General features: G+C 66.5%; 26 protein-coding genes. 21 read left to right on the top strand and 5 right to left on the bottom strand.

Going from position 1 to position 26,063, the window contains the following annotated elements; genetic code table 11:
* Positions 1–140 precede the first annotated feature (140 nt).
* The 15 genes from tsf (at position 141) to ACVK00_RS22245 (ending at position 15,224) form a co-directional block, all read left to right on the top strand.
* Positions 141–1,022: a translation elongation factor Ts gene (tsf, locus tag ACVK00_RS22315; RefSeq protein WP_228904673.1), complete on the top strand. Its 882-nt coding sequence runs from the start codon at positions 141–143 to the stop codon at positions 1,020–1,022.
* Between the two features lie 156 nt (positions 1,023–1,178).
* The gene (pyrH, locus tag ACVK00_RS22310) at positions 1,179–1,892 is read left to right on the top strand and encodes a UMP kinase (protein ID WP_006752151.1); all 714 of its coding nucleotides are present in this window, start codon (positions 1,179–1,181) and stop codon (positions 1,890–1,892) included.
* Between the two features lie 101 nt (positions 1,893–1,993).
* Positions 1,994–2,554, top strand: a complete 561-nt coding sequence (gene frr / locus ACVK00_RS22305; protein WP_006752152.1) for a ribosome recycling factor — start codon at positions 1,994–1,996, stop codon at positions 2,552–2,554.
* A gap of 49 nt (positions 2,555–2,603) precedes the next feature.
* On the top strand, positions 2,604–3,386 hold the full coding sequence (gene uppS / locus ACVK00_RS22300) for a polyprenyl diphosphate synthase (RefSeq protein WP_006758563.1): 783 nt from the start codon (positions 2,604–2,606) through the stop codon (positions 3,384–3,386).
* Entirely contained in the window at positions 3,380–4,201 is an 822-nt protein-coding gene (locus tag ACVK00_RS22295) for a phosphatidate cytidylyltransferase (RefSeq protein ID WP_284889741.1), read from the top strand. Before uppS ends, ACVK00_RS22295 begins: the two co-directional genes overlap by 7 nt.
* A gap of 15 nt (positions 4,202–4,216) precedes the next feature.
* Positions 4,217–5,413, top strand: coding sequence for a 1-deoxy-D-xylulose-5-phosphate reductoisomerase (locus ACVK00_RS22290; protein ID WP_228904669.1), 1,197 nt, complete (start codon positions 4,217–4,219; stop codon positions 5,411–5,413).
* An 11-nt stretch (positions 5,414–5,424) separates the two neighbouring features.
* Positions 5,425–6,813, top strand: coding sequence for an RIP metalloprotease RseP (gene rseP, locus ACVK00_RS22285; RefSeq protein WP_228904660.1), 1,389 nt, complete (start codon positions 5,425–5,427; stop codon positions 6,811–6,813).
* 64 nt (positions 6,814–6,877) lie between these two features.
* A complete protein-coding gene (bamA, locus tag ACVK00_RS22280) occupies positions 6,878–9,184 on the top strand; it encodes an outer membrane protein assembly factor BamA (RefSeq protein ID WP_006752157.1) in 2,307 nt (768 codons plus the stop codon).
* 64 nt (positions 9,185–9,248) lie between these two features.
* Positions 9,249–9,746 (top strand): OmpH family outer membrane protein, encoded by a 498-nt coding sequence (locus ACVK00_RS22275; RefSeq protein WP_041489826.1) that lies wholly within the window; start codon positions 9,249–9,251, stop codon positions 9,744–9,746.
* A gap of 16 nt (positions 9,747–9,762) precedes the next feature.
* The gene (gene lpxD, locus ACVK00_RS22270; protein WP_354122987.1) at positions 9,763–10,872 is read left to right on the top strand and encodes a UDP-3-O-(3-hydroxymyristoyl)glucosamine N-acyltransferase; all 1,110 of its coding nucleotides are present in this window, start codon (positions 9,763–9,765) and stop codon (positions 10,870–10,872) included.
* A gap of 130 nt (positions 10,873–11,002) precedes the next feature.
* Positions 11,003–11,470, top strand: coding sequence for a 3-hydroxyacyl-ACP dehydratase FabZ (gene fabZ / locus ACVK00_RS22265; protein ID WP_006495559.1), 468 nt, complete (start codon positions 11,003–11,005; stop codon positions 11,468–11,470).
* 67 nt (positions 11,471–11,537) lie between these two features.
* Positions 11,538–12,326: an acyl-ACP--UDP-N-acetylglucosamine O-acyltransferase gene (lpxA, locus tag ACVK00_RS22260; RefSeq protein WP_166724710.1), complete on the top strand. Its 789-nt coding sequence runs from the start codon at positions 11,538–11,540 to the stop codon at positions 12,324–12,326.
* A 3-nt stretch (positions 12,327–12,329) separates the two neighbouring features.
* Positions 12,330–13,499 (top strand): lipid-A-disaccharide synthase, encoded by a 1,170-nt coding sequence (gene lpxB / locus ACVK00_RS22255; RefSeq protein ID WP_284889902.1) that lies wholly within the window; start codon positions 12,330–12,332, stop codon positions 13,497–13,499.
* Positions 13,496–14,149 (top strand): ribonuclease HII, encoded by a 654-nt coding sequence (gene rnhB / locus ACVK00_RS22250; protein ID WP_284889903.1) that lies wholly within the window; start codon positions 13,496–13,498, stop codon positions 14,147–14,149. Before lpxB ends, rnhB begins: the two co-directional genes overlap by 4 nt.
* Positions 14,150–14,441: 292 nt before the next feature.
* Positions 14,442–15,224, top strand: a complete 783-nt coding sequence (locus ACVK00_RS22245) for a TrmH family RNA methyltransferase (protein ID WP_284889905.1) — start codon at positions 14,442–14,444, stop codon at positions 15,222–15,224.
* 115 nt (positions 15,225–15,339) lie between these two features.
* Here the strand turns inward: ACVK00_RS22245 and ppsR are convergent, their stop codons facing one another.
* Positions 15,340–16,155: a posphoenolpyruvate synthetase regulatory kinase/phosphorylase PpsR gene (gene ppsR / locus ACVK00_RS22240; RefSeq protein ID WP_228904653.1), complete on the bottom strand. Its 816-nt coding sequence runs from the start codon at positions 16,153–16,155 to the stop codon at positions 15,340–15,342.
* A 376-nt stretch (positions 16,156–16,531) separates the two neighbouring features.
* On the opposite strand from ppsR, the gene ppsA reads away from it, so the two are divergent.
* From ppsA to ACVK00_RS22225, 3 genes are all read left to right on the top strand, one after another.
* On the top strand, positions 16,532–18,931 hold the full coding sequence (ppsA, locus tag ACVK00_RS22235) for a phosphoenolpyruvate synthase (RefSeq protein WP_228904652.1): 2,400 nt from the start codon (positions 16,532–16,534) through the stop codon (positions 18,929–18,931).
* A 166-nt stretch (positions 18,932–19,097) separates the two neighbouring features.
* Complete coding sequence (locus ACVK00_RS22230; protein ID WP_284889907.1) at positions 19,098–19,532, top strand: NfeD family protein; 435 nt, start codon at positions 19,098–19,100, stop codon at positions 19,530–19,532.
* A 33-nt stretch (positions 19,533–19,565) separates the two neighbouring features.
* Positions 19,566–20,501, top strand: coding sequence for an SPFH domain-containing protein (locus tag ACVK00_RS22225; protein WP_228904650.1), 936 nt, complete (start codon positions 19,566–19,568; stop codon positions 20,499–20,501).
* Between the two features lie 222 nt (positions 20,502–20,723).
* On the opposite strand, the gene smpB is transcribed toward ACVK00_RS22225, so the two are convergent.
* Entirely contained in the window at positions 20,724–21,170 is a 447-nt protein-coding gene (gene smpB, locus ACVK00_RS22220; protein ID WP_006758548.1) for an SsrA-binding protein SmpB, read from the bottom strand.
* Positions 21,171–21,269: 99 nt separating this feature from the next.
* Here smpB and ACVK00_RS22215 point away from each other — a divergent pair, with 99 nt between their 5' ends.
* Positions 21,270–21,707 (top strand): type II toxin-antitoxin system RatA family toxin, encoded by a 438-nt coding sequence (locus ACVK00_RS22215; RefSeq protein ID WP_228904646.1) that lies wholly within the window; start codon positions 21,270–21,272, stop codon positions 21,705–21,707.
* Positions 21,708–21,711: 4 nt separating this feature from the next.
* Complete coding sequence (locus tag ACVK00_RS22210; protein ID WP_228904644.1) at positions 21,712–22,035, top strand: RnfH family protein; 324 nt, start codon at positions 21,712–21,714, stop codon at positions 22,033–22,035.
* A 63-nt stretch (positions 22,036–22,098) separates the two neighbouring features.
* Here ACVK00_RS22210 and ACVK00_RS22205 read toward each other — a convergent pair whose 3' ends face one another.
* The 3 genes from ACVK00_RS22205 to ACVK00_RS22195 form a co-directional block, all read right to left on the bottom strand.
* Complete coding sequence (locus ACVK00_RS22205) at positions 22,099–23,070, bottom strand: DMT family transporter (protein ID WP_228904640.1); 972 nt, start codon at positions 23,068–23,070, stop codon at positions 22,099–22,101.
* Between the two features lie 180 nt (positions 23,071–23,250).
* The gene (locus ACVK00_RS22200) at positions 23,251–23,934 is read right to left on the bottom strand and encodes a Vgb family protein (RefSeq protein WP_284889914.1); all 684 of its coding nucleotides are present in this window, start codon (positions 23,932–23,934) and stop codon (positions 23,251–23,253) included.
* 30 nt (positions 23,935–23,964) lie between these two features.
* Positions 23,965–25,185, bottom strand: a complete 1,221-nt coding sequence (locus ACVK00_RS22195; RefSeq protein WP_284889916.1) for a helix-turn-helix domain-containing protein — start codon at positions 25,183–25,185, stop codon at positions 23,965–23,967.
* Between the two features lie 113 nt (positions 25,186–25,298).
* On the opposite strand from ACVK00_RS22195, the gene ACVK00_RS22190 reads away from it, so the two are divergent.
* Positions 25,299–26,063: a DUF899 domain-containing protein gene (locus ACVK00_RS22190; RefSeq protein WP_228904637.1), complete on the top strand. Its 765-nt coding sequence runs from the start codon at positions 25,299–25,301 to the stop codon at positions 26,061–26,063.

Raw genomic sequence — 26,063 nt, 5'->3', positions numbered from 1 at the left:
AGGGGGCTCTCAACAGGCCCCCTTTTTTTAAGCTTGTGCGCCGGACCTGATCGCGCTGAATCGGCGCGGGTCCGGAAACGATTTTCGGCCGTTCGCGTCCAAGCGGGCGGCGTTGTGAATACAGACTCAAGGAGCGAATGATGGCGGCAATTACCGCAAGCATGGTGGCAGAACTGCGCGCAAAGACCGACGCACCGATGATGGAGTGCAAGAAGGCGCTGACGGAAGCCGACGGCGACCTGGCCAAGGCTGAAGAGCTGCTGCGCGTCAAGCTCGGCAACAAGGCGAGCAAGGCGGCATCGCGCGTGACGGCCGAAGGCGTCGTCGCATCGTTCGTCGGCGGCAATGCAGGCGCGCTGGTCGAACTGAACTGCGAAACCGACTTCGTCGCGAAGAACGACGACTTCCTCGCATTCTCGAAGACGGTTGCGGAACTCGTCGCGACGCAGAACCCGGCCGACGTGGCCGCGCTGTCGGCGCTGCCGCTCGAAGGCTCGACGGTCGACGCAGTGCGCCTGGCACTGATTGGCAAGATCGGCGAGAACGTCTCGATCCGCCGTTTCGTGCGCTTCGAAACCGCGAACAAGATCGCGACGTACCTGCACGGCGCGCGTATCGGCGTGATCGTCGAGTACACGGGTGCGGACGAGCAGGTCGGCAAGGACGTCGCGATGCACATCGCCGCGATGAAGCCGGTCGCGCTGTCGTCGGCCGACGTGCCGGCGGAACTGATCGACACGGAACGCCGCGTGGCCGAGCAGAAGGCTGCGGAATCGGGCAAGCCGGCTGAAATCGTCGCGAAGATGGTCGACGGCAGCGTCCAGAAGTACCTGAAGGAAGTGTCGCTGCTCAACCAGACGTTCGTGAAGAACGACAAGCAGACGATCGAGCAGATGCTGAAGGCAGCGGACTCCACGGTGCAGAAGTTCGCGCTGTTCGTCGTCGGCGAAGGCATCGAGAAGCGCCAGGACGACTTCGCCGCCGAAGTGGCCGCGCAAGTCGCAGCAGCAAAGCAGCAGTAAGCAGTCAGGCAGTATCCGCGGCGGGCGTCCGCTCCGCCGCGGTCGGCGGCGCCGTCGGCCGGCCGGGAACCCCGGTCCGACCGTCGGCGCTTGCCCGAATCAGTATTTCGCCCCTACAGTTCGTGGTTGTCATCCTCTCGTCGCTCGGAAGCCCCTATGTCCAATGCCTATAAACGCGTCCTCCTCAAACTCTCCGGCGAAGCGCTGATGGGCGACGATGCCTTCGGCATCAATCGCGCGACGATCGAACGGATGGTGGCGGACATTGCCGAAGTCGTGGGTCTCGGTACGCAGCTTGCGGTCGTGATCGGCGGCGGTAACATTTTCCGCGGTGTCGCGGGCGGTGCGGCCGGCATGGACCGCGCGACGGCCGACTACATGGGGATGCTGGCGACGATGATGAACGCGCTGGCGCTGCAGGACGCGATGCGCCACGCCGGCATCGTCGCACGCGTGCAATCCGCGCTGCGCATGGACCAGGTCGTCGAGCCGTACATCCGGCCCCGCGCGATCCGTCAGCTCGAGGAAGGCAAGGTCGTGATCTTCGCGGCCGGCACGGGCAACCCGTTCTTCACGACGGACACGGCCGCCGCGCTGCGCGGTTCGGAAGTGGGCGCCGAGGTCGTGCTGAAGGCGACCAAGGTCGATGGCGTATATTCTGCCGATCCGAAGAAGGATCCGTCGGCCACGCGCTACGCGACGATCAGCTTCGACGAGGCGATCAGCCGGAATCTGCAGGTGATGGACGCGACGGCCTTCGCGCTGTGCCGCGACCAGAAGCTGCCGATTCGCGTGTTTTCGATCAACAAGCCGGGCGCGCTCAAGCGTATCGTGCTGGGCGAGGACGAAGGTACGCTCGTCCACGTGTAAACTCCCGCGGATGCGGGCAAGCGGCGTGGGTCGCCGGCCGTGGTGCGTCGCGCGCCGGGCGGGGCCCGCGTTCTTTGAAGGTTGAAGGTTTGGAGGTTGAAATGAGTGTCGCTGATGTCAAGAAGGGCGTAGAGCAGAAGATGCAGCGCTCGATCGAAGCGTTCAAGAACGATCTGGCGAAGATCCGCACGGGCCGTGCGCATACCGGTCTGCTCGATCACGTGCAGGTCGACTACTACGGTTCGATGGTGCCGATCTCGCAGGTTGCGAACCTGACGCTCGTCGACGCACGCACGATCGGTGTGCAGCCGTGGGAAAAGAACATGGTCGCGAAGGTCGAGAAGGCCATCCGCGAAGCCGATCTCGGCCTGAACCCGGCGACGGCCGGCGACCTGATCCGCGTGCCGATGCCGGCGCTGACGGAAGAGCGCCGCCGCGAGCTGACCAAGGTGGTCAAGAGCGAAGGCGAAACGGCCAAGGTCGCGATCCGCAACCTGCGCCGCGACGCGAACGAAGCGCTCAAGAAGCTCGTGAAGGACAAGGAAATCTCGGAAGACGACGAGCGCCGTGCGAGCGACGACGTGCAGAAGCTGACGGACAAGCACGTTGCCGAAGTCGACAAGCTCGTGCAGAGCAAGGAAGCCGAGATCATGACGGTCTGACGACCGTCCTCGCGCGCCGCCTTCTTTCCGCATTACTGTCTCAACGGCCATGACCTATACAAGCTCTACTGTTCGCGTGCCTGACGTCGGCGCCGTGCCGCGTCATATCGCGATCATCATGGACGGCAACGGCCGTTGGGCGACCGAACGCCGCCTGCCGCGCGTCGCGGGGCACACCCGCGGCGTGGATGCCGTGCGGGCGGTGGTCGAAGGCTGCGCGCGCGCCGGCGTCGAATACCTGACGCTGTTCGCGTTCAGTTCGGAAAACTGGCGCCGGCCGAACGACGAAGTGTCGTTCCTGATGCGGCTGTTCATCACCGCGCTCGAGCGCGAGATCGGCAAGCTGCATGCGAACGGGATCCGCCTGCGGGTGGTCGGCGATCTCGAACGCTTCGAGCCGCGCATCCGCGAACTGATCCGCCGCGCCGAAACCAAGACGGCGCGCAACACCCGCCTGACCCTGACGATCGCCGCGAACTACGGCGGCCGCTGGGACATCCTGCAGGCGACGAAGAAGCTCGTCGAGCAGGCCGTGCGCGAGGGTCGCGAGGTCGACGTGACCGAAGACGCGTTCGCGCCGCACCTGGCAATGGCCTATGCGCCGGAGCCCGATCTCTTCATCCGCACCGGCGGCGAGCAGCGCGTCAGCAATTTCCTGCTGTGGCAGCTCGCGTACGCGGAATTCTATTTCACCGACAAATACTGGCCGGACTTCGACGGCGCGGCGCTGGCCGACGCGATCGCGTCGTATACCGAGCGCGAGCGCCGTTTCGGGCGCACCAGCGCGCAGCTCGAACCGCAATCGCAGAACGCCGATTCCCTTTCATGCTGAAGACCCGTGTGATCACGGCGGTCGTGATGCTGGCAGTGTTGCTGCCGGTGACGCTGTTTGCGCCGCTCGCCGCGTTCGGCGCGCTGATCGGCGTCGTGCTCGTGTTCGCCGCGTGGGAATGGGCGCGCCTGCTGAAGCTCGGCGCGGTCGGCTCCGTCGTCTACGCGATCGTCGCGGCGGCCGCGCTCGCGGCGACCGCGCCGCTCGGCGTCGGTGCGGCTTCGTCCCGTCCCCTTTTCATGGCAGCCGGCGTGTTCTGGCTGCTGGTCGGCCCGTTCTCGCTGCGACGCAAGCCGGAACTCGCGGGCGGCGTGTGGCGGGCGTTCCTGCTCGCGGCCGGGCTCGTCGTGTTCGCGGCCTGCTGGCATGCGCTCGTCGCGGCGCGTGCCGAGGGCGTTCCGTTCGTGCTGTCGCTGCTTCTGGTCGTCTGGCTGGCCGATATCGGTGCATACTTCGCGGGCAAAGCCTTCGGAAAGCGTAAACTGGCCATTACGATCAGTCCCGGGAAGAGCTGGGAAGGTGCGATCGGCGGCTGGTTCGCCGTGATGGTCGTCGCGGGTGTCGCGATGGCTGCGCACTGGTTTGAGCCGACCCTGTTTTCCGCATTCGCGGCGCGCTACGGGATGCCCGGCGCGTGGGCCGCGTTGACGCTGCTGGTCGCCTACAGCGTGATCGGCGACCTGTTCGAGTCGCTGCTCAAGCGTCAGGCGGGCGTGAAGGATTCCAGCGGCCTGCTGCCCGGGCACGGCGGCGTGCTCGACCGCGTCGACGCGCTGCTGCCCGTGCTGCCGCTCGCAATGCTGCTGCTTGGTTAAACCACTATTTCTGTTATGCAAAAACGTCTGACACTGCTCGGTTCCACGGGCTCGATCGGAGACAGCACGCTCGACGTGGTCGCCCGCCATCCCGAGCGTTTCTCGGTCTATGCGTTGACCGCGCACCGCAACGGCGACAAGCTCGTCGAGCAGTGCCTGCGCTTCGCGCCCGAAGTCGCGGTGGTCGGCGATGCGAACACGGCGGCGCACGTCGAGGCAAAACTGCGCGCGGCGGGCAGCACGACCGTGGTGCTGTACGGGCCGCAGGCGCTCGTCGACGTGTCGAAGAGCGACGGCTGCGACACGGTCGTCGCGGCGATCGTCGGCGCGGCCGGCCTTGCGCCGAGCCTTGCGGCCGCGCGCGCCGGCAAGCGCATCCTGCTTGCGAACAAGGAATCGCTCGTGATGTCTGGCGCGATCTTCATGGACGCCGTGCGCGACCATGGCGCGATCCTGTTGCCGGTCGACAGCGAACACAACGCGATCTTCCAGTGCATGCCGCGCGACGAGAACGAGCACGGCGGGATCTCGAAGATCATCCTGACCGCGTCGGGCGGCCCGTTCCGCACGCGCGAGCCGGCCACGCTCGCCGACGTGACGCCGGACGAAGCCTGCAAGCACCCGAACTGGGTGATGGGCCGCAAGATTTCGGTCGATTCCGCGACGATGATGAACAAGGGCCTCGAGGTGATCGAGGCGCACTGGATCTTCGGTCTGCCGGGCGACCGGATCGACGTGCTGATCCACCCGCAGAGCGTGATCCATTCGCTCGTGTCGTACCGCGACGGCTCGGTGCTCGCCCAGCTCGGCAACCCCGACATGCGCACGCCGATCGCGCACGCGCTGGCGTTCCCGGAGCGCGTCGACGCGGGCGTCGACCAGCTCGACCTCGCGCAGATCGCGCAGCTGTCGTTCGAGAAACCCGATTACACGCGGTTCCCGTGCCTCGCGCTCGCGCTGAAGGCGCTTGAGGAGGGCGGTATCGCGAGCGCCGCGTTGAACGCGGCGAACGAAATTGCGGTCGAAGCGTTTCTCGAGCGCCGGATCGGCTTCATGGCGATCGCGGCCACGGTCGACGCAGTGCTCAACGCGCTGCCGAACCGCAGCCCGAACGGGCTCGACGACGTCCTTGCGGCGGATGCCGAGGCACGCCGCCTCGCCGCCGAGATCATTGCGAAAGCGCCTGCGCCACGCGTGGAGCGTACTGTCTGAATGAGGTGCTCATGAACGTGCTGGTCGAACTGATCGCGTTTGCGGTGGCGATCGGGGTGCTGGTCGTCGTGCATGAGTACGGACATTATCGCGTCGCGCGCTGGTGCGGCGTGAAGGTGCTGCGTTTCTCGATCGGTTTCGGCCAGCCCGTCGCGCGCTGGGTCAGCCGCAGGACGGGCACCGAGTGGACGCTGTCCGCACTGCCGCTCGGCGGTTACGTGAAGATGCTCGACGAGCGCGAGCCGGGGCCGGGCATCAAGCCCGAGGAGCTCGACCAGGCGTTCAACCGGCAATCGGTGTTCAAGCGCATCGCGATCGTCGCCGCCGGCCCGATCGCGAACTTCCTGTTGGCAATCGTCCTGTTTTCCGTCGTATTCGCAACCGGCGTGACCGAGCCGGCCGCGGTGCTCGCGCCGCCGGCCGCCGGCACGGTGGCGGCTCGCGCGGGCTTCGACGGCAACGAGACGATCGTGTCGATTCGTGACGTGCACGCAGGCGACGCGCAGGGCGGCGAGGCCGTGCCGGTGCGTTCGTGGTCGGATTTGCGCTGGAAGCTGCTGGCCGCCGCGTTCGATCATCGCGAGGTCGTGCTCGGCGCGCGCGACGGCGGCGCATCGACGTTCGATTTCCGCGTCGACCTGCGCAACGTTCCCGAAAGCGCGCTGGACGACGATTTCATGATGCACCTGGGCTTCGAGACCGGCGGTGGCACGTTGTCGGTGGCGTCGGTGCAGCCCGGCAGCGCGGCCGAGCACGCTGGCCTGAAGGCCGGCGACAAGCTGCTCGCGCTCGACGGCAAGCCCATCGGCGGCGCCTCGCGCTTCATCGACGCGGTGAAGCACCACGCGGGCCAGGCGGTCGATCTGCGGGTCGAGCGGGGCGGCGCCACACAGACGGTGTCGATCGTGCCGCAGGCGCAGCGCGACGACGAGACGGGGCAGCAGGTTGGCCGCATCGGCGCAGCGCTGTCGATGCATACGCCGTCGGTCGACGTGCGCTACGGGCCGATCGAGAGCCTGCAGCTCGGCGCGCACCGCACGTGGGACATCGCCGTTTATTCGCTGAAGATGTTCGGGCGCATGATCACGGGCAACGCGTCGCTGAAGAACCTGTCCGGTCCGGTGACGATTGCGGACTACGCGGGCAAGAGCGCGCGGCTCGGTCCGTCGGCCTTCCTGTCGTTCCTCGCCCTTGTCAGCATTAGCCTCGGGGTGTTGAACTTGCTGCCGATTCCCGTTTTGGACGGGGGGCATCTGTTATATTATCTGGTTGAAGCCGCGACCGGGAAAGCCGTTTCGGAGCGCTGGCAGCTGATTCTGCAAAGAGCCGGGTTGATCTGCATCGTCGCATTGTCGGCGATCGCGCTGTTCAACGACCTGGCTCGGTTAATCCATTTCTGAAGCGTCAGGCGGCGGCCAGTCGGCCGCCGCCTGATTTGATGCAGCTAAATATTGGGGATGCACGTTGTTCAAACCTCATCGCTTTGTACCTAAGACAGTTGCAGCGGCCGCGCTCGCCGCGCACGGCCTCGCGGCGCATGCAGCGGCACCGTTCGTGGTGCAAGACATCAAGATCGAGGGGTTGCAGCGCGTCGAAGCGGGTTCGGTGTTTGCCTACCTGCCGATCAAGCAGGGCGATACCTTCACCGACGACAAGGCATCCGAAGCAATCCGCGCGCTGTACGCGACGGGCTTCTTCAACGACGTGCGCATCGCCACCCAGGGCAACGTCGTGATCGTGCAGGTGCAGGAGCGTCCGGCCATTGCGTCGATCGACTTCACCGGCACGAAGGAATTCGACAAGGACAACCTGACGAAGGCGCTGCGCGCGGTGGGTCTGGCCGACGGCCGCTACTACGACAAGGCGCTCGTCGACAAGGCGGAGCAGGAGCTCAAGCGTCAGTACCTGACGCGCGGCTTCTACGCAGCCGAGGTCAAGACGACGGTCACGCCGGTCGACGCGAACCGCGTGTCGATCCTGTTCGCGGTCGCCGAAGGCCCGAGCGCGAAGATCCGCCAGATCAACTTCATCGGCAACAAGGCGTTCAGCACCAGCAAGCTGCGCGACGAGATGCAGTTGTCCACGCCGAACTGGTTCTCCTGGTACACGAAGAACGACCTGTACTCGAAGGAAAAGCTGACGGGCGACCTCGAGGCCGTGCGCTCGTACTACCTGAACCGCGGCTACCTCGAGTTCAACATCGAGTCGACCCAGGTGTCGATCTCGCCCGACAAGAAGGACATGTACCTGACGGTCACGCTGCACGAAGGCGAGCCGTACACGGTGTCGGGCATCAAGCTGTCGGGCAACCTGCTCGATCGCGAAGCCGAACTGACCAAGCTGATCAAGATCAAGCCGGGCGATCGCTTCTCGGCCGAAAAGCTGCAGCAAACGACGAAGTCGATCGTCGACAAGCTCGGCGAATACGGCTATGCATTCGCGACCGTCAACGCGCAGCCGGACATCGACCAGGCGAACCACAAGGTGAACCTGAACCTCGTCGTCGATCCGAGCCGCCGCGTGTACGTGCGCCGCATCAACGTGGTCGGCAACACGCGTACGCGCGACGAAGTCGTGCGCCGCGAAATGCGCCAGCTCGAAAGCTCGTGGTTCGATTCGAACCGCCTCGCGCTGTCGAAGGATCGCGTGAACCGTCTCGGCTACTTCACCAACGTCGACGTGACGACGGTGCCGGTCGAAGGCACGAACGACCAGGTCGACGTGACCGTGAAGGTCGATGAAAAGCCGACCGGCGCGATCACGCTGGGCGCGGGCTTCTCGTCGACGGACAAGGTGGTGCTGTCGGCGGGCGTGTCGCAGGACAACGTGTTCGGCTCGGGCACGAGCCTGTCGGTGAACGTCAACACCGCGAAGAGCTACCGCACGCTGACCGTCACGCAGGTCGACCCGTACTTCACGGTCGACGGCATCAAGCGGATCACGGACGTCTACTACCGCACGTACCAGCCGCTCTACTATTCGACGAGCTCGAGCTTCCGGATCATCAGCGCGGGCGGCAACCTGAAGTTCGGCATTCCGTTCTCGGAAGTCGACACCGTCTACTTCGGCGCGGGCTTCGAGCAGAACCGTCTCGATGTCGATTCGAACACGCCGCAGAGCTACCAGGATTACGTGAACCAGTTCGGCCGCGTGTCGAACACGGTGCCGCTGACCGTCGCGTGGTCGCGCGATGCGCGTGACAGCGCGCTGATCCCGAGCCGCGGCTACTTCACGCAGGCGAACGTCGAGTACGGTGTGCCGGTCGGCAAGATCCAGTACTACAAGGCTGACCTGCAGGCGCAGTACTACTATTCGTTCTCGCGCGGCTTCATCCTGGGCATGAACCTGCAAGGCGGCTACGGTAACGGTATCGGCAACCCGTACCCGATCTTCAAGAACTACTACGCGGGCGGTATCGGCTCCGTGCGTGGCTACGAGCCGAGCTCGCTGGGCCCGCGCGACACGAAGACGAACGACCCGATCGGCGGTTCGAAGATGCTCGTCGGCAACATCGAATTGACGTTCCCGCTGCCGGGCACCGGCTACGACCGTACGCTGCGCGTGTTCACGTTCCTCGACGGCGGTAACGTGTGGGGCAACGCGCCGGGCGGCACGAGTACCGGCGCGAACGGCCTGCGTTACGGCTACGGTGTGGGTCTCGCGTGGATCTCGCCGATCGGCCCGCTGAAGCTGAGCCTCGGCTTCCCGCTGCAGAAGCATGAAGGCGACCAGTACCAGAAATTCCAGTTCCAGATCGGGACGGCGTTCTGATCGAACGCATGACAACAGCAACGAGAGGGTAATTTTGCTAACCGGTAAGTTTTCGAAACGAGTGATGTGTGCGCTGACCGTTGCGCTGGCCTTGGGCGCGGCGACGGCGCATGCTCAGGACGTCGCCCGCATCGCGGCGGTCAATTCGGATCGGATCCTGCGCGAGTCGGCGCCCGCCAAGGTGGCGCAGACGAAGCTCGAAGCCGAGTTCGCGAAGCGCGACAAGGAACTGCAGGACCTCGCGGCGCGCCTGAAGTCGATGTCCGACTCGCTGGACAAGAACGGAGCGTCGCTGTCGGCGGCCGATCGTGCGCAAAAGCAGCGCGATCTCGCGCAGCTCGACACCGACTTCCAGCGCAAGCAGCGCGAGTTTCGCGAGGACCTGAACCAACGCCGCAACGAGGAACTCGCGGCGGTGCTGGAGCGCGCGAACAAGGTCATCAAGCAGATCGCCGAGCAGCAGAATTACGACCTGATCGTGCAGGAAGCCGTGTACGTCAGTCCGCGCATCGACATCACCGACAAGGTGCTCAAGGCGCTCGCGTCCGGCTCGACGAACTGAACGGAGCAGACGACGAATGGCATTGACGCTCGAGGAACTCGTAAAGCGGTTCGGCGGCGAGATCGCCGGCGACGCCCAGTGCAAGGTGGGCGGCCTCGCGCCGCTCGACCAGGCAGGCCCTCAGCAACTCGCATTTCTCGCGAATCCGAAGTACCTGTCGCAGGTCGAGACGACTCGCGCCGGCGCGGTGCTGATCGCGCCGAAGGATCTCGAAAAGCTGCGCGCGGCCACTGACGGTCAGCCGGCCGGCCCCGGGATGGCCGTCCCCCGTAATTTCATTGTGACGCCGAATCCGTACGCGTACTTCGCGCGCGTCGCGCAGATGTTCATCGATCTCGCCACGCCGCCGCGCGCGCCCGGCGTGCATCCGAGCGCGACGATCGATCCGGCCGCACAGGTTGCCGCGAGCGCGGTGATCGGTCCGCACGTGACGGTCGAGGCCGGCGCGGTGATCGAGGACGGCGTGCAGCTCGACGCGAACGTGTTCGTCGGCCGCGGTACGACGATCGGCGCGGGTTCGCACCTGTATCCGAACGCATCGGTGTACCACGGCTGCAAGATCGGCCCGCGCGCGATCATCCATTCGGGTGCCGTGATCGGTTCCGACGGGTTCGGCTTCGCGCCGGATTTCGTCGGCGACGGCGATGCGCGCACCGGCAGCTGGGTCAAGATCCCGCAGGTCGGCGGCGTGACGGTCGGCCCGGATGTCGAGATCGGTGCGAACACGACGATCGATCGCGGCGCGATGGCGGACACCGTCATCGAGGAATGCGTGAAGATCGACAATCAGGTCCAGATCGGCCACAACTGCCGGATCGGCGCCTATACGGTGATCGCGGGCAGTGCGGGCATCGCCGGCAGCACGACGATCGGCCGCCACTGCATGATCGGCGGCGCGGCGGGCATCGCCGGCCACGTGACGCTCGGCGACTATGTCATCATCACCGCGAAATCGGGCGTGTCGAAGTCGCTGCCGAAGGCCGGCATCTACACGAGCGCATTCCCGGCCGTCGACCACGGCGAATGGAACCGGAGCGCCGCGCTCGTGCGCAACCTCGACAAGCTGCGCGAGCGCATCAAGGCGCTCGAAACCGCGCTGGCCGCCCAGGGCGGCACGGACGCCTGACCGACGCCATGCGAGACCAGCAACCGGGCACGGCCAGCGCTACCGGCCCGGTTTGCCAGACTGGGCCGCGCGGCGGCCCGCTTCAGCCTTTGCATCACCACCGCGCAGCCTCTGCGTGAGACGAACCATCATGAGCACTGAAAAAATCAATCTCGACATCCACAAGATCCTCACGCTGCTGCCGCACCGCTACCCGATTCTGCTCGTCGATCGCGTGCTCGAACTCGAGCCGCACAAGGGGATCAAAGCGCTGAAGAACGTGTCGATCAACGAGCCGTTCTTCCAGGGACACTTCCCGAAGCGGCCGGTGATGCCGGGTGTGCTGATCCTCGAGGCGCTCGCTCAGGCAGCCGCGCTGCTGACGTTCGCGGAAGAGCAGCCGAAGGATCCGGAAAACACGCTGTACTACTTCGTCGGCATCGACGGTGCGCGCTTCAAGCGCGTGGTCGAACCGGGCGACCAACTGATTCTGAACGTGACGTTCGAACGTTACATCCGCGGCATCTGGAAGTTCAAGGCGGTGGCGGAAGTGGACGGCAAGGTGGCGGCGGAAGCCGAACTGATGTGCACGGTCAAGACGGCCGACGCGGCGCCCTGAGCGACGCGGCACGCATGGGTATCGTAACGCGAGCAACGCGACACATCATATCGAGAGGCAACGGCGCATGACCAGGATTCATCCCACCGCGATTGTCGAACCGGGCGCGCAGATCGACGAGTCCGTCGAGATCGGGCCGTATGCGATCGTCGGGCCGCACGTCACGATCGGCGCGCGTACGACGATCGGCTCCCACAGCGTGATCGAAGGTCACACGACGCTCGGCGAGGACAACCGAATCGGCCATTACGCGTCGGTCGGCGGCCGTCCGCAGGACATGAAGTACAAGGACGAGCCGACGAAGCTCGTGATCGGCAACCGCAACACGATCCGCGAATTCACGACGATCCACACCGGCACCGTGCAGGATGTCGGCGTGACGACGCTCGGCGACGACAACTGGATCATGGCCTATGTGCACATCGGTCATGACTGCCGCGTCGGCAGCAACGTGATCCTGTCGAGCAACGCGCAGATGGCCGGTCACGTCGAGATCGGCGACTACGCGATCATCGGCGGGATGTCGGGCGTGCACCAGTTCGTGCGCATCGGCGCGCATTCGATGCTGGGTGGCGCGTCGGCGCTCGTGCAGGACGTGCCGCCGTTCGTGATCGCCGCCGGCAACAAGGCCGAGCCGCACGGCATCAACGTCGAAGGCCTGCGCCGGCGCGGTTTCTCGCCCGACGCGATCTCGGCGCTGCGCAGCGCGTACCGCCTGCTGTACAAGAACGGCCTGTCGCTCGAGGAAGCGAAGGTGCAGTTGCGCGAGCTGGCGGTCGCGGGCGGCGAAGGCGACGCAGCGGTCACCGCGTTCGTCGAGTTCATCGACGCGTCCCAACGCGGCATCATCCGCTAAGCGATGTCGCTCCCGACCAATCAGCTCCGGCTCGCGATGGTGGCCGGCGAGCCGTCGGGCGATCTGCTCGCGGCGTCGCTGCTCGGCGGGCTTCAAGAGCGACTGCCCGCGTCGACCCGATACTACGGGATCGGCGGGCAGCGGATGCTCGCGCACGGCTTCGACTCGCACTGGCAGATGGACAAGCTCACGGTGCGCGGCTACGTCGAGGCGCTGGGCCAGATTCCCGAGATCCTGCGGATTCGCGGCGAGTTGAAGCGCCAGCTGCTCGCGGAGCGGCCCGACGCGTTCATCGGCGTCGACGCGCCGGACTTCAATTTCAACGTGGAGCAGGCCGCGCGCGATGCGGGCATCCCGTCGATCCACTTCGTGTGCCCGTCGATCTGGGCGTGGCGCGGTGGGCGGATCAAGAAGGTCGCGAAGTCCGTCGACCACATGCTGTGCCTGTTCCCGTTCGAACCGGCGATCCTCGACAAGGCGGGCGTTGCATCGACGTATGTCGGTCATCCGCTCGCCGACGAGATTCCGCTCGAGCCCGACACGCACGGCGCGCGCATCGCGCTCGGCCTGCCGGCAGACGGCCCGGTGATCGCGGTGCTGCCGGGCAGCCGGCGCTCGGAGATCGGGCTGATCGGCCCGACGTTCTTCGCGGCGATGGCGCTGATGCAGCAGCGTGAGCCCGGCGTGCGGTTCGTGATGCCGGCGGCGACGCCTGCGCTGCGCGAACTGCTGCAGCCGCTCGTCGACGCGCATCCGCAACTCGCGCTGACGATCACCGACGGCCGCTCGCAGGTCGCGATGACGGCCGCCGACGCGATCCTCGTGAAGAGCGGCACCGTCACGCTGGAAGCCGCGCTGCTGAAGAAGCCGATGGTGATCTCGTACAAGGTGCCCTGGCTGACCGGGCAGATCATGCGCCGGCAGGGTTATCTGCCGTACGTCGGCTTGCCGAACATCCTGGCGGGGCGCTTCGTCGTGCCCGAGTTGCTGCAGCATTTCGCGACGCCCGAGGCGCTCGCCGATGCGACGCTCACGCAGCTGCGCGACGACGCGAACCGCCGCACGCTGACCGAAGTCTTTACCGAAATGCATCTTTCGCTGCGGCAGAACACGGCCGCGAAGGCCGCCGAAGCCGTTGTGCGCGTACTCGAGCAGCGCAGGGGGCGCGCATGACGGCCGCCCGTGCACCACGCCGCCGCGCGTCGGCCGACCTGCAGGGCGGGTTCGACTTCAGTCGGCCCGACGAGATCGTCTGCGGCGTCGACGAAGCGGGCCGCGGCCCGCTCGCGGGGCCGGTCGTGGCCGCCGCGGTGATCCTCGATCCCGCGCGGCCGATCGACGGGCTCGACGATTCGAAGGCGCTGTCCGCGAAGAAGCGCGACGCGTTGTACGACTTGATCGTCGCGCGCTCGAGCGCGTATTGCGTCGCGTCGGCCAGCGTCGACGAAATCGACACGCTGAACATCCTGCACGCGACGATGCTGGCGATGAAGCGGGCCGTCGAGGGCCTGTCGGTGCTGCCGACGCTTGCCCAGATCGACGGCAACCGCTGTCCGACGCTGATGGTGCGTGCCGAGGCGATCGTCAGCGGCGACGCGCTCGTGCCGAGCATCTCGGCCGCGTCGATTCTCGCGAAGGTCACGCGCGACCGCATGCTCGTCGATCTGCATGAACGCTTCCCGGTGTACGGCTTCAACGTGCATGCGGGTTACGGCACCCCGAAACACCTTGCCGCGCTGCGCGAGCACGGCCCGTGCGAAGCGCATCGGCGCTCGTTCGCCCCCGTGCGCGAGGCATTCGACCTGATGGCCGGTTCCCGCTGAGAACGGGCTTGCGCCGGCCGCCAGAAGGGCCGAGCGCAAGGAAGCGGAAGCGGCGCTGGCGTATTCGCAACGAGCATGACGCCACGATCGGCCTTTCCGGCGGCTCCCGCCGGAAAGGGATTTTTTAGTTTCGTGAACGGGCGTTGCCGGCCGCATTGCGACGTCGCGCGTCGCTGGTTCGGCGCGGCCCGACGGCGCGCCGTGCTTCTTGCACGCGCCCGAAGGCACTCCCCTTGGGGGACAGCCGGCAACGCACGTTCGCAAGCCCGTGATTAGCGGGAACAGGCCCCTGATGAAGAGCATTACATCCCGCGACAACCCGCTGTACAAACGCCTGAAGGCGCTCGCGGGCTCGACGTCCCACCAGCGGCGCGGCGGCCAGGCGCTGCTCGAAGGTTTCCATCTCGCCGGCGCGTATCTCGATACGGGCGCGACACCGGAGCTGTGCGTCGCGACCGAAGGCGCGCTCGCGCACGCCGAAGCGCAGGCGATCATCGCGCGCATCGACGCGCAGCGGGTCGTCACGCTGCCCGACGCGCTGTTCGGCCAGTTGTCGAACGTGGTCAGCGGCGTGGGTTTCCTGCTGCTCGTCGATCGGCCCACGCAGCCGCTGCCCGAGCGCGTCACGCATACGTCGGTCGTGCTCGACGGCGTGCAGGATGCCGGCAACGTCGGCTCGATCCTGCGCAGCGCGGCGGCGGCCGGCGTGCGGCACGTGTTCTGCGCGCCGGGCACCGCCTATGCGTGGTCGTCGAAGGTGCTGCGTTCGGGGATGGGCGCGCACTTCCTGCTGTCGATCCACGAGGATGTCGAGCCGGACGCGCTCGCCGGGCGGCTCGATGTGCCGGTCGCGCTGACGGATTCGCACGGCGCGCAAGCGGTCTACGACTGCGACCTGGCCGGGCCCGTCGCGTGGGTGTTCGGCAACGAGGGCGCCGGCGTGTCGGCGTTCTGGCGCGACGCGGCCACGCATCGCGTGACGATCCCGCAGCCCGGTGGAATGGAGTCGCTGAATGTCGCGGCCGCGGCGGCGGTGTGCCTGTTCGAGCAGGTGCGGCAGCAGCGGCGCGCATGACATGACGACGTGACGCACGGCGTTGCCCGCGCGTATCCCGCATCACGAAAAAAAGGCCGCGTAAGCGGCCTTTTTGCTGTTGGCGGCGGCCTGACGGCGGCCGGCGCGCCAGTCGTCAGTACGACTGCCGGTCGAGACGGATTTCCTGCAGGATCGTCGTCGCGATTTCCTCGATCGACTTGTGCGTCGACGACAGCCACTTGATCCCTTCGCGGCGCATCATCGCCTCGGCCTCGTTGATCTCGTAGCGGCAGTTCTCCGGCGCCGCGTACTTGCTGCCGGGGCGGCGCTCGTTGCGGATCTCCGACAGGCGCTGCGGGTCGATGGACAGCCCGAACAGCTTGTCGCGATGCGGCGACAGCGCCGACGGCAGCTTGCCGCGCTCGAAGTCTTCCGGAATCAGCGGATAGTTGGCCGCTTTCACGCCGTACTGCATCGCGAGATACAGGCTCGTCGGCGTCTTGCCGCTGCGCGACACGCCGACCAGGATCACGTCGGCTTCGGACAGGTTGCGGTTCGACTGGCCGTCGTCGTGCGCGAGCGAGAAGTTGATCGCCTCGATCCGCGTCTTGTATTCCTCGGTATCGGCGTTCTGGTGGCCGCGACCCATCGCGTGGCTCGACTTCAGCTCCAGTTCCTGCTCGAGCGGCTCGACGAAGCGCTGGAACATGTCCAGCACGAGCGCGTTCGAGCGCTTGACGATGTCGTTCGACTCGCTGTCGACGAGCGTCGTGAAGACGATCGCGCGGCGGCCGTCGTGCACCGCGGCGTCGTTGATCTTCTCGACGGTCGCATAGGCTTTATCGAGCGAGTCGACGAACGGTAGGCGCACGAGGCGGAATTTCTGGTCGAACTGGGAGAGGATCGAATGCGCGAAGGTTTCGGCAGTGATCCCGGTGCCGTCGGAGACGATGAAAACGGTAGGCAGCATGAATCTGGGCGTCGAGCGTGAAGGGCGGTTGCGCGGGCGGCTGGAGGTTCGCCTCCAGACGCGGTGACAAGGTCGCGCCACATCCGGCAGCCGGCACGGTAGAATAGCGGCAACCTGTTGGATAAGCAATTGCGGGGGCAGGATACGAACGGCGCCCCAGGCTTGGCCGCTCGATTCAAAAATTCCCGGCAAGTTCGGCGATTTGTCTGAATATATCGCCCTTCTGCCGGGATTTTTGCAAATCGGGTCGAAAGATTTTTCGCCGCTGCGATTGTTTCTCCAACAGGTTGCGCAAGACGCGCCGCGCCTTTTTGCAGGCGCCCGCGTCCGAGCCCACTTGCGCAATCGAGCATTTTTTTCACACTTAGGGGCTTGTATGACTAACGCAGCAAACGTCGCAAAGGACCAGGCGTATGTAATCCCGTTCGAGCAGTTGCGGATGACCGATGTGGAAATCGTGGGCGGCAAGAATGCGTCGCTCGGCGAGATGATCAGCCAGCTTTCCGAAGCAGGCGTTCGCGTACCCACCGGTTTCGCCACGACCGCGCTCGCCTTCCGTGATTTCCTCAAGCACAACGATCTGACCGATCGCATCGCCAAGCGTCTCGAGTCGCTCGACATCGACGACGTGAAGGCGCTCGCCGAAGCCGGTGCCGAAATCCGCAAATGGATCGTCGATGCGCCGATGCAGGCACGTCTCGAAGAGGAAATTCGCGCCCAGTTCGAAATCCTGAAGAGCGGCTCGCCGGCCGAGCTGTCGTTCGCCGTGCGTTCGTCCGCGACCGCGGAAGACCTGCCCGACGCCTCGTTCGCCGGTCAGCAGGAGTCGTATCTGAACGTCGTCGGCATCGAGGACGTCCTCGATCGCATGAAGCACGTGTTCGCGTCGCTCTACAACGACCGCGCGATCTCGTATCGCGTGCACAAGGGCTTCACGCACGCCGAGGTCGCACTGTCGGCCGGCGTGCAGCGCATGGTCCGCTCGGACGTCGGCGCGGCCGGCGTGATGTTCACGATCGACACCGAATCGGGCTTCAAGGACGCCGTGTTCATCACGTCGAGCTACGGCCTGGGCGAAACCGTCGTGCAGGGCGCCGTGAACCCGGACGAGTTCTACGTGTTCAAGACGACGCTCGCGCAGGACAAGTACCCGATCATCCGCCGCTCGATCGGCTCGAAGCTGATCAAGATGGAATTCACGCAGCCGGGTGAGCCGGGCCGCGTGAAGACGGTCGACGTGTCGCACGAGCAGCGCAACCGCTACTCGATCACCGACGAAGACGTGATCGAGCTCGCGAAGTACGCGGTCATCATCGAGAAGCACTACCAGCGTCCGATGGACATCGAGTGGGGCAAGGACGGCCGCGACGGCAAGATCTTCATCCTGCAGGCACGTCCGGAAACGGTGAAGAGCCAGGCGAGCGGCAAGGCCGAGCAGCGCTTCAAGCTGAAGGGCCAGTCGCAGGTGCTGGCGACGGGCCGCGCGATCGGCCAGAAGATCGGCGCGGGCCCCGTGCGCGTGATCCAGGATCCGTCGGAAATGGAACGCGTGCAACCGGGCGACGTGCTGGTGGCGGACATGACCGACCCGAACTGGGAGCCGGTGATGAAGCGTGCGGCGGCGATCGTCACGAACCGTGGCGGCCGGACCTGCCACGCGGCGATCATCGCGCGTGAGCTCGGCGTGCCGGCAGTCGTCGGCTGCGGCGATGCGACCGACGTGCTGAAGGACGGCGCGCTCGTCACCGTGTCGTGCGCGGAAGGCGACGAAGGCAAGATCTACGACGGGCTGCTCGAGACGGAAGTCACGGAAGTGCAGCGCGGTGAGCTGCCGGAAATCCCGGTCAAGATCATGATGAACGTCGGCAACCCGCAGCTCGCGTTCGACTTCTCGCAACTGCCGAACGCTGGTGTTGGCCTCGCGCGTCTCGAGTTCATCATCAACAACAACATCGGCGTGCACCCGAAGGCGATCCTCGAGTACCCGAACATCGACCAGGACCTGAAGAAGGCGGTCGAGAGCGTGGCGCGTGGTCACGCGTCGCCGCGCCAGTTCTACGTCGACAAGCTGACGGAAGGCGTCGCGACGATCGCCGCGGCGTTCTATCCGAAGCCCGTGATCGTGCGTCTGTCCGACTTCAAGTCGAACGAGTACAAGAAGCTGATCGGCGGTTCGCGCTACGAGCCGGACGAGGAAAACCCGATGCTGGGTTTCCGCGGCGCGTCGCGCTACATCGCGGAAGACTTCGCGCAGGCGTTCGAGATGGAATGCCGTGCACTGAAGCGCGTGCGCGACGAGATGGGCCTGACCAACGTCGAGATCATGGTGCCGTTCGTGCGTACCGTGAAGCAGGCGGCGCGCGTCGTCGGCCTGCTCGAGAAGTTCGGCCTGAAGCGTGGCGAGAACGGCCTGCGCCTCGTGATGATGTGTGAAGTCCCGACCAACGCGATTCTTGCCGAAGAGTTCCTCGAACACTTCGACGGTTTCTCGATCGGTTCGAACGACCTCACGCAGCTCACGCTCGGCCTCGATCGCGACTCGGGCATGGAACTGCTGGCCGTCGACTTCGACGAGCGCGACCCGGCCGTCAAGTTCCTGCTGAAGCGTGCAATCGATACCTGCCTCCGGATGGGCAAGTACGTCGGCATCTGCGGCCAGGGCCCGTCCGATCACCCGGACTTCGCGCAATGGCTGACCGACGAAGGCATCGTGTCGATCTCGCTGAACCCGGACACGATCATCGATACGTGGCAGGCGCTTGCCAACCGGAAGTAACGGTCGGTCATGCAGCTTCGACGAAAGGGCGGCCCGCCGCTCTTTCGATGAAGGCAGAATGCAAGGTTCATGCTATAAACACCCCGGTAGGCACCGGGGTGTTTTTGTTTGTACTTACCGAGCCGCGAACATAGCGAGCGTGAGGGCTGTTTTTCGGGAGACCACAATGATGTCGGGGCATCTGTTCTGGTGGGTGGGAGTCGGCGTGCTGGTCGTCGCCGAATTGCTGACCGGCACGTTTTATCTGCTGATGATCGCGCTCGGCTTTCTCGCGGGCGCGCTGCTGCAGCTCGCCGGTTTCGCGCTGCACGTGCAGTTAGGGGCCGCCGCCGCGGTCGCGATCATCGCGATGATCGTGCTGCGTCGCTCGGGGCTTGGGCGCAAGCAGAAACGCGACACGTCGGCGAATCCGGACGTCAATCTCGATATTGGCTCGACCGTGACGGTCGACGTATGGCATGACGGCCGCGCGCGCGTGCAGTATCGCGGCGCCGACTGGGACGTCGAGCTCGCGACCGGCGAGCGTGACGATGCGCACGTGTATCAGGTGAGTGCCGTGCGCGGCAACAGCCTCGTCGTCGTCGCGAAACCCGCGCGCTGATCGTCCACGCATATAACAAGGAGGGAATACTTCATGGATTCGCTGATCATCTGGGTCGTCCTGCTCGTCATCGCCATCGTGATCGTGTCGAAGACGGTGAAGATCGTGCCGCAGCAGCATGCGTGGGTGCTCGAACGATTCGGGCGCTATCACGCGACGCTGTCGCCCGGTCTCAATATCGTGCTGCCGTTCATCGACCGGGTCGCCTACCGGCACGTGCTGAAGGAAATTCCGCTCGACGTGCCGAGCCAGGTCTGCATCACGCGCGACAACACGCAGCTGCAGGTCGACGGCGTGCTGTACTTCCAGGTCACGGATCCGATGAAGGCCTCATACGGGTCGAGCAACTTCGTGCTCGCGATCACGCAGCTCGCGCAGACGACGCTGCGCTCGGTGGTCGGCAAGCTCGAACTCGACAAGACCTTCGAGGAGCGCGACTTCATCAACCACAATATCGTGTCGGCGCTCGACCAGGCCGCCGCGAACTGGGGCGTGAAAGTGCTGCGCTATGAGATCAAGGACCTGACGCCGCCGAAGGAGATCCTGCACGCGATGCAGGCGCAGATCACCGCCGAGCGGGAAAAGCGCGCGCTGATCGCCGCATCCGAAGGCCGCAAGCAGGAGCAGATCAACCTCGCGTCGGGCGCGCGCGAGGCGGCGATCCAGAAGTCCGAAGGCGAGCGGCAGGCCGCGATCAACCGGGCGCAGGGTGAGGCGTCCGCGATTCTCGCGGTGGCCGAGGCGAACGCGCAGGCAATCCAGAAGATCGCGAACGCGATCCAGTCGCAGGGCGGGATGGATGCCGTGAACCTGAAGGTCGCCGAACAATATGTCGGCGCGTTCTCGAACCTCGCGAAACAGGGCAATACGCTGATCGTGCCGGCGAACCTGTCGGATCTCGGCACCGCGATCGCGTCGGCGCTCACGATCGTCAAGAACGCGGCGCCGGCCGCGGGCGGGAAGGGCTGAGCGCACGCGCGGTTCCAGGCGCAGGCGGGCGTGGCATGCGCCGCGCCTGCGGCGAATCGTCGCACGGCGCAATCGCGATCCCGTTTGCATGGCGACGGGCGGCGCAGGGTTTCATTCGGGGCGCTGATCGGCCGCTCGATCGGCACCCGCACGAATCACGCCCTACAAAGCAACACGGCCCGCTTCGAGCGGGCCGTGTCGTTTGCGATGCGGATCGGGTGGTCAGGTACCGGCGCGCATGATGCGGGCCTTTTCGCGTTCCCAGTCGCGCTTCTTCTCGGTTTCGCGCTTATCGTGCAGCTTCTTGCCCTTCGCGAGCGCGATGTCGCATTTCACGCGACCGCCCTTGTAGTGGAAGTTCAGCGGCACGAGCGTGTAGCCGCGCTGCTCGACCTTGCCGATCAGTTTCTTGATTTCCTCGCGGTGCAGCAGCAGCTTGCGCGTGCGGACCGGATCGGGCGTGATGTGCGTCGAGGCTTCAGGCAGCGGGCTGATGTGGGTGCCGATCAGGAAGATCTCGGCGTTCTTGACCACGACGTAGCCTTCCTTGATCTGGCCGCGCCCGGCGCGCAGCGCCTTGACTTCCCAGCCCTCCAGCACGAGCCCCGCCTCGTAGCGTTCCTCGATGTGATAATCGAAGTGCGCTTTCCTGTTGTCGATGATGCTCATGAAAGGATTGGGCCAACTCGTTTAAAATCACGATTTTAGCAAAGCGGGGCGAGAATCGCCCGGCCTTGCGTTCTCACTTCGAGCGATGCCGCGCGATTTATGGCAGATGTCCAGAAAACAGTATTGATCCGTCATTCGGCGGAACAGATGTTCGACCTCGTCACCGACGTGGCCGACTACCCCAATTTCCTGCCCTGGTGCGGCGGCGTCGAGATTCGCCGTCAGGACGACAGCGGGATGGAAGCGCGCATCGACATCAACTTCAAGGGTATCAAGCAGCATTTCGCGACGCGCAACACGCAGCAGCGCCCGACGCGGATCGACATGGAGTTCGCGGACGGCCCGTTCAAGAAGTTCACGGGCTCGTGGCGCTTCATTCCGCTGCGCGCCGATGCGTGCAAGATCGAATTCGCGCTGCACTACGAGTTCTCGAGCATCCTGCTCGAGAAGATCATCGGGCCGGTGTTCAGCCATATCGCGAACACGTTCGTCGATTCGTTCGTGAAGCGCGCCGACCAGCGCTACGGGAAGGGGTGACGCGATGCTGTCGATCGAAGTCTGCTACGCGCTGCCGGATCGCCAGACGCTGATTCCGGTGTCGCTGCCCGACGGCGCGACCGTGCGCGCGGCGATCGATGCGAGCGGGGTGCTCGCGCTGCACCCGGAGATCGATCTCGCCCACGCGAAAACCGGCGTGTTCGGCAAGCTCGCGTCCCTCGACGCGCCGCTCGCCGACCACGATCGCGTCGAGATCTACCGACCGTTGATCGTCGATCCGAAGCTCGCGCGCCAGCGGCGCGTCGACAAGACCCGCCGCGAGGGCTCCGTCGAGGGTCGCAAGTGGATGCACAAGGACGCGCGCTGACGCGTTGCTCCGGCGCCGCTCCGGCGCTTTCGTTCCGATTCGTCAGACCAGGTGCGGCCGCGCTCAGTGGGCCGTGACATTCGCGCGGCCGGCCGTATCGCCCCCCGCGTGCGTGTCGCCGTGCCGGCGCACCGACGCATAGACGCCCGCCAGCAGCAGTGCGAGCGCCGCGATCTCGAGCGCGCGCGGCATCCGGTGGTCGTAGACGAACGCGTAGAGCATCGCGAACACGGTTTCGAACACGATCAACTGGCCCGACAGCGTGAGCGGCAGCCGCTTCGACGCCGCGTTCCACAGTCCGTTGCCGAGCCACGACGCGCCGATCGCCAGCGCGAGGTTCAGCAGCCAGAACAGTTGCCAGCGCGATGCCGGGACGGCCGCCTGCGCCGTGCCGGCCGGCAGCGCGAGGATCGCGAGCCAGCAGAGGCCGCCGATCAGGCCCGTCACGACACCCCACAGCACCGACCATTCGTTGCCGCCGAAATGATGGTGGCGCTGCAGGTAGCGCGCGTTCGCGACCGCGTACCAGGTCCAGCTTGCCAGCGCGCCGCTTGCGCACGCGATACCGGCGAGCTTCTGGCCGAGCGTCGTCGCCTGTGCGGCTTCCGATGTGAAGAGGTCGACGTTGATGCAGACGATGCCGGCGATCACCAGCGCGAGCGGGGCGGCGAGACGCCGCAGCGGCACCGCGCCATGGTCGCCGAGGCCCGCGAGCGTGACGGTCACGGGCAGCACGCCGACGATCAGCGAGCTGGGCGCGATGCCGATCAGGTGCACGGCGCCGGACAGCAGCATGTAGTACGCGACGTTGCCGACGAGCGCGAGCTTCACGAGCGCGACGAGATCCTCGCGGGTCAGCCGCGCGAGCAGCGAGCGGGCGGCCGGCAAGGCCGCCGCCAGCGACACGAGGCCGTACATCGCATAGCGGCCCGCGCTCAGCAGCAGCGGCGAGAAGTCGGTCATCAGCCGCGGCACGAGAAACACCATGCCCCACAACGCGCCTGCGAGGACGCCATACACTACACCGCGCTGCATCGACTGCTCCGAACGAAAGACTGACGAGCGCGCATCTTAGCGACGGCGGCGCGAGCGCGTCTTGTTCATTCCTGCACTCGGAAGCGGGTGGCGTTCGGGATCGGCCGCGAGCGCTGCCGCGATCCGGTCCTGTTTGTCGCGGATCGCGGCGCGCAGGCACGCCCTGCGACGACCGGCGGATCAGCCCTCGGCCGGTTCGGCCGCCGCCGCACTGTCGCCCGCCGCGGATGACCGCCCAGGGCGGCGTACGGCGCGCAGCTTGCCGCTGTTGCCGCCGCCGCAGTAGAACGTGTCGCGACCGTCGGACTCCAGCCCCGACACGCCGACGCCGGGCGGCATGTCGACCTGCTCGAGCACCTGCCCGGTGCGCGGGTCGATCCGCCGCAGCTCGCTCTCGTCTGCCTCCCAGGTGCCATGCCACAGCTCGCCGTCGACCCACGTCACGCCGGTGACGAAGCGGTTCGATTCGATCGTGCGCAGCACGGCGCCCGATTGCGGATCCACCTGATGAATCTTGCGCTCGCGGTATTGGCCGACCCATAGCGTGCCTTCGGCCCAGGCGAGCCCGGAATCGGCGCCGCCGCCGGGCGCGGGTATCGTCGCGAGCACGCGGCCCGAGTCGGGATCGATCTTCTCGATGCGGTCCTCGACGATCTGGAACAGGTGGCGTCCGTCGAACGCGGTGCCCGCGTGCGCGGCGACGTCGAGTGTGCGCACGGTCGTGCCGCGTTCCGGGTCGAGCGCGTTCAGCTTGTCGCCGGACGCGAACCACACGTGCTGCCCGTCGAACGTGACGCCGTGCACGCCGTCGCCGCCCGGAAACGGGCCGTATTCGCGGAGGATGTTTGCCGTGGATCGTTTCATGTCTGTCGCCTCGTCGTTGGTGTACCCATCCTAGTCGCCCGGCAGCGGCGCGGGGAGTAACAAGGTCGTCGCGAATCCGGGCAGCGGCGGCGTCATCCAGCGGCGCGCTCGACCACGGCCGAGCGCCTGCACCTTGTCCGCTTCGGCGAGCGCGTCGAGCGCACGCTGGACGGTGCGCTGGCTCGCACCGAGCGCGAGGGCCAGTGCGGAACTCGACCACGCCTCGCCGTCCGCGAGCAGCGCGAGCACGGCCGCGTGGCGGTCGTCGACGGGGCGCGCGAGCACGACGGTTTCGCGCGGGCCGAGCGGTTCGAGCGCGAAGCCGTGTGGCGTCGCGGTGACGTTCGCGAGCGGCCGCAGCATCGCGCGCAGGCGGCCGATCTCGACGCGCAGGCGGGCACGATGCGATTCGTCCGCGTGTTTCGCGCGAAACGCCGCGGCGACGAGCGCGTTTCTCGACACGTCGCCGGGCCATGCCTCGCCGAGCATGCGGGCGAGCACGAACAGCACTGGGCGGCGCGCGAGCGACACCGTCGTGCGCGCGTCGCGCACCGCGTGGCGGCATGCATCGACGACGAGTGCGTTCGATTCGAGCAGCGCCTCGACCTCGTCGAGCAACACGAGCCGCGACGCACCGCGCGCGATGAACCGCGCGGCCGGCGTATCGAGCACGCGCGCGGCCGTGTCGACTTCGGCCGTCAGCGCGGCGATGCCGGCGTCCCGTGCGGCCGCGCGTGCACGGGCGAGGGCCATGCGCGCCGCGTGCGGGCGGATCCGGCGCATCGCGATGCCGGCCGCGATCAGTTCATGCGCCGCGCGCGACGCGGCCGGCAGCGGTGCGGGATCGAGGCTCGCGAGCCGGCGTTCGGCGTCGTCGACGTGCCCGATCAGCAGCAGCCGGCGCACGACGAGATAGCGCGCATGCGCGGCGTTCGCGTGGTCGCCGTGCGCATCGAGTGTCGCGCAGGCGGCGTCGAGCGCGCGCGACGGCCAGCCGAGGTCACGCGACGCCAGCGCGATCTCGGCTTCCGCGACGACGCAGCGCGCCCGCGCGACGGCCTCTTTCGCGCCGAATGCGCGGGCCGCGCCGCGCACGAGCGCCCGCGCACGCTCGAAATCGCCGAGTTGCGCCATCGCGATGCCGCGCAACGCGAGCGCCGGCGCGTCGTCGCGCAGCGCGACGCGGTTCAGCGCGCCGAGCGGGTCGCCCGCCGCGAGCGCGCGTGCCGCGGCCGTGATCAGCGAATCCATCCGAATCCCGACACAGTTGTCACTCCCTGCCGTCCGATGCCCGGCCCTAATCTAGCACCACGCACACGGCAGATGCGCCGTGCCCGGATCCCTGTCCCAAGGAGGAACCCGCAATGACGAACCATCTCACCGGAACACGCGCCGAATGGCTGGCTGCGCGCCGCGCGCTGCTCGACGCGGAAAAGGCACTGACACGGCAGAGCGACGAGCTCGCGCGGCGGCGCCAGGCGCTGCCGTGGGTGCGCGTCGACAAGACCTACCGGTTCGATACCGAGGACGGCCCGGCGACGCTCGACGATCTGTTCGGCGGCCGCTCGCAGCTGCTCGTCTATCACTTCATGTTCGGCCCCGACTACAAGGCCGGCTGCCCGTCGTGCTCGGCGCTGGCGGATGGCTTCGACGGCTTTGCGGTCCACCTCGCGAACCACGACGTGACGCTCGCCGCGGTGTCGCGCGCGCCGCTCGCGAAGCTGCTCGCGTACCGGCAGCGGATGGGCTGGCGCTTTCCGTGGGCGTCGTCGGACGGCGGCGAGTTCAATTTCGACTTCAACGTGTCGTTCACCGAAGCGCAGCAGCGCGCGGGCGACGTCGAATACAACTACGCGCGGGCCGGCCACGCGATGGACATGGACCCGCCGCCGGCCGCCGTCGCCCAGTTCGCGGCGACGTGCGGCACCGACGCCGCCACGTACGCGCTCGACCGGCCGGGGATGAGCGCGTTCGTGCGCGAGGACGGCGTCGTCTATCACACGTATTCGACCTACGCGCGCGGGCTCGACGGACTGTGGGGTATGTACCAGTGGCTCGATCGTGCGCCGCTCGGGCGCAACGAGACGGGCGTGTGGTGGCGTCGTCATGACGAATACGCACGCGGTTGA

Source organism: Burkholderia sp. PvR073, assembly GCF_054055695.1.
This window is presented reverse-complemented; position numbering and strand designations above follow the sequence as displayed.

Bases quoted from the DNA above. Each gene is read 5' to 3' on its own strand.
- ACVK00_RS22195 (WP_284889916.1), bottom strand. From the start codon at position 25,185: ATGGATTCGCTGATCACGGCCGCGGCACGCGCGCTCGCGGCGGGCGAC.
- rnhB (WP_284889903.1), top strand. From the start codon at position 13,496: ATGACGGCCGCCCGTGCACCACGCCGCCGCGCGTCGGCCGACCTGCAG.
- ACVK00_RS22200 (WP_284889914.1), bottom strand. From the start codon at position 23,934: ATGAAACGATCCACGGCAAACATCCTCCGCGAATACGGCCCGTTTCCG.
- lpxB (WP_284889902.1), top strand. From the start codon at position 12,330: ATGTCGCTCCCGACCAATCAGCTCCGGCTCGCGATGGTGGCCGGCGAG.
- uppS (WP_006758563.1), top strand. From the start codon at position 2,604: ATGACCTATACAAGCTCTACTGTTCGCGTGCCTGACGTCGGCGCCGTG.
- smpB (WP_006758548.1), bottom strand. From the start codon at position 21,170: ATGAGCATCATCGACAACAGGAAAGCGCACTTCGATTATCACATCGAG.
- ACVK00_RS22290 (WP_228904669.1), top strand. From the start codon at position 4,217: ATGCAAAAACGTCTGACACTGCTCGGTTCCACGGGCTCGATCGGAGAC.
- ACVK00_RS22275 (WP_041489826.1), top strand. From the start codon at position 9,249: ATGTGTGCGCTGACCGTTGCGCTGGCCTTGGGCGCGGCGACGGCGCAT.
- lpxA (WP_166724710.1), top strand. From the start codon at position 11,538: ATGACCAGGATTCATCCCACCGCGATTGTCGAACCGGGCGCGCAGATC.
- ACVK00_RS22225 (WP_228904650.1), top strand. From the start codon at position 19,566: ATGGATTCGCTGATCATCTGGGTCGTCCTGCTCGTCATCGCCATCGTG.
- lpxD (WP_354122987.1), top strand. From the start codon at position 9,763: ATGGCATTGACGCTCGAGGAACTCGTAAAGCGGTTCGGCGGCGAGATC.
- ACVK00_RS22190 (WP_228904637.1), top strand. From the start codon at position 25,299: ATGACGAACCATCTCACCGGAACACGCGCCGAATGGCTGGCTGCGCGC.
- ACVK00_RS22230 (WP_284889907.1), top strand. From the start codon at position 19,098: ATGATGTCGGGGCATCTGTTCTGGTGGGTGGGAGTCGGCGTGCTGGTC.
- ACVK00_RS22295 (WP_284889741.1), top strand. From the start codon at position 3,380: ATGCTGAAGACCCGTGTGATCACGGCGGTCGTGATGCTGGCAGTGTTG.
- ppsR (WP_228904653.1), bottom strand. From the start codon at position 16,155: ATGCTGCCTACCGTTTTCATCGTCTCCGACGGCACCGGGATCACTGCC.
- pyrH (WP_006752151.1), top strand. From the start codon at position 1,179: ATGTCCAATGCCTATAAACGCGTCCTCCTCAAACTCTCCGGCGAAGCG.
- fabZ (WP_006495559.1), top strand. From the start codon at position 11,003: ATGAGCACTGAAAAAATCAATCTCGACATCCACAAGATCCTCACGCTG.
- ACVK00_RS22210 (WP_228904644.1), top strand. From the start codon at position 21,712: ATGCTGTCGATCGAAGTCTGCTACGCGCTGCCGGATCGCCAGACGCTG.
- ACVK00_RS22205 (WP_228904640.1), bottom strand. From the start codon at position 23,070: ATGCAGCGCGGTGTAGTGTATGGCGTCCTCGCAGGCGCGTTGTGGGGC.
- ACVK00_RS22215 (WP_228904646.1), top strand. From the start codon at position 21,270: ATGGCAGATGTCCAGAAAACAGTATTGATCCGTCATTCGGCGGAACAG.
- ACVK00_RS22245 (WP_284889905.1), top strand. From the start codon at position 14,442: ATGAAGAGCATTACATCCCGCGACAACCCGCTGTACAAACGCCTGAAG.
- rseP (WP_228904660.1), top strand. From the start codon at position 5,425: ATGAACGTGCTGGTCGAACTGATCGCGTTTGCGGTGGCGATCGGGGTG.
- tsf (WP_228904673.1), top strand. From the start codon at position 141: ATGGCGGCAATTACCGCAAGCATGGTGGCAGAACTGCGCGCAAAGACC.
- ppsA (WP_228904652.1), top strand. From the start codon at position 16,532: ATGACTAACGCAGCAAACGTCGCAAAGGACCAGGCGTATGTAATCCCG.
- frr (WP_006752152.1), top strand. From the start codon at position 1,994: ATGAGTGTCGCTGATGTCAAGAAGGGCGTAGAGCAGAAGATGCAGCGC.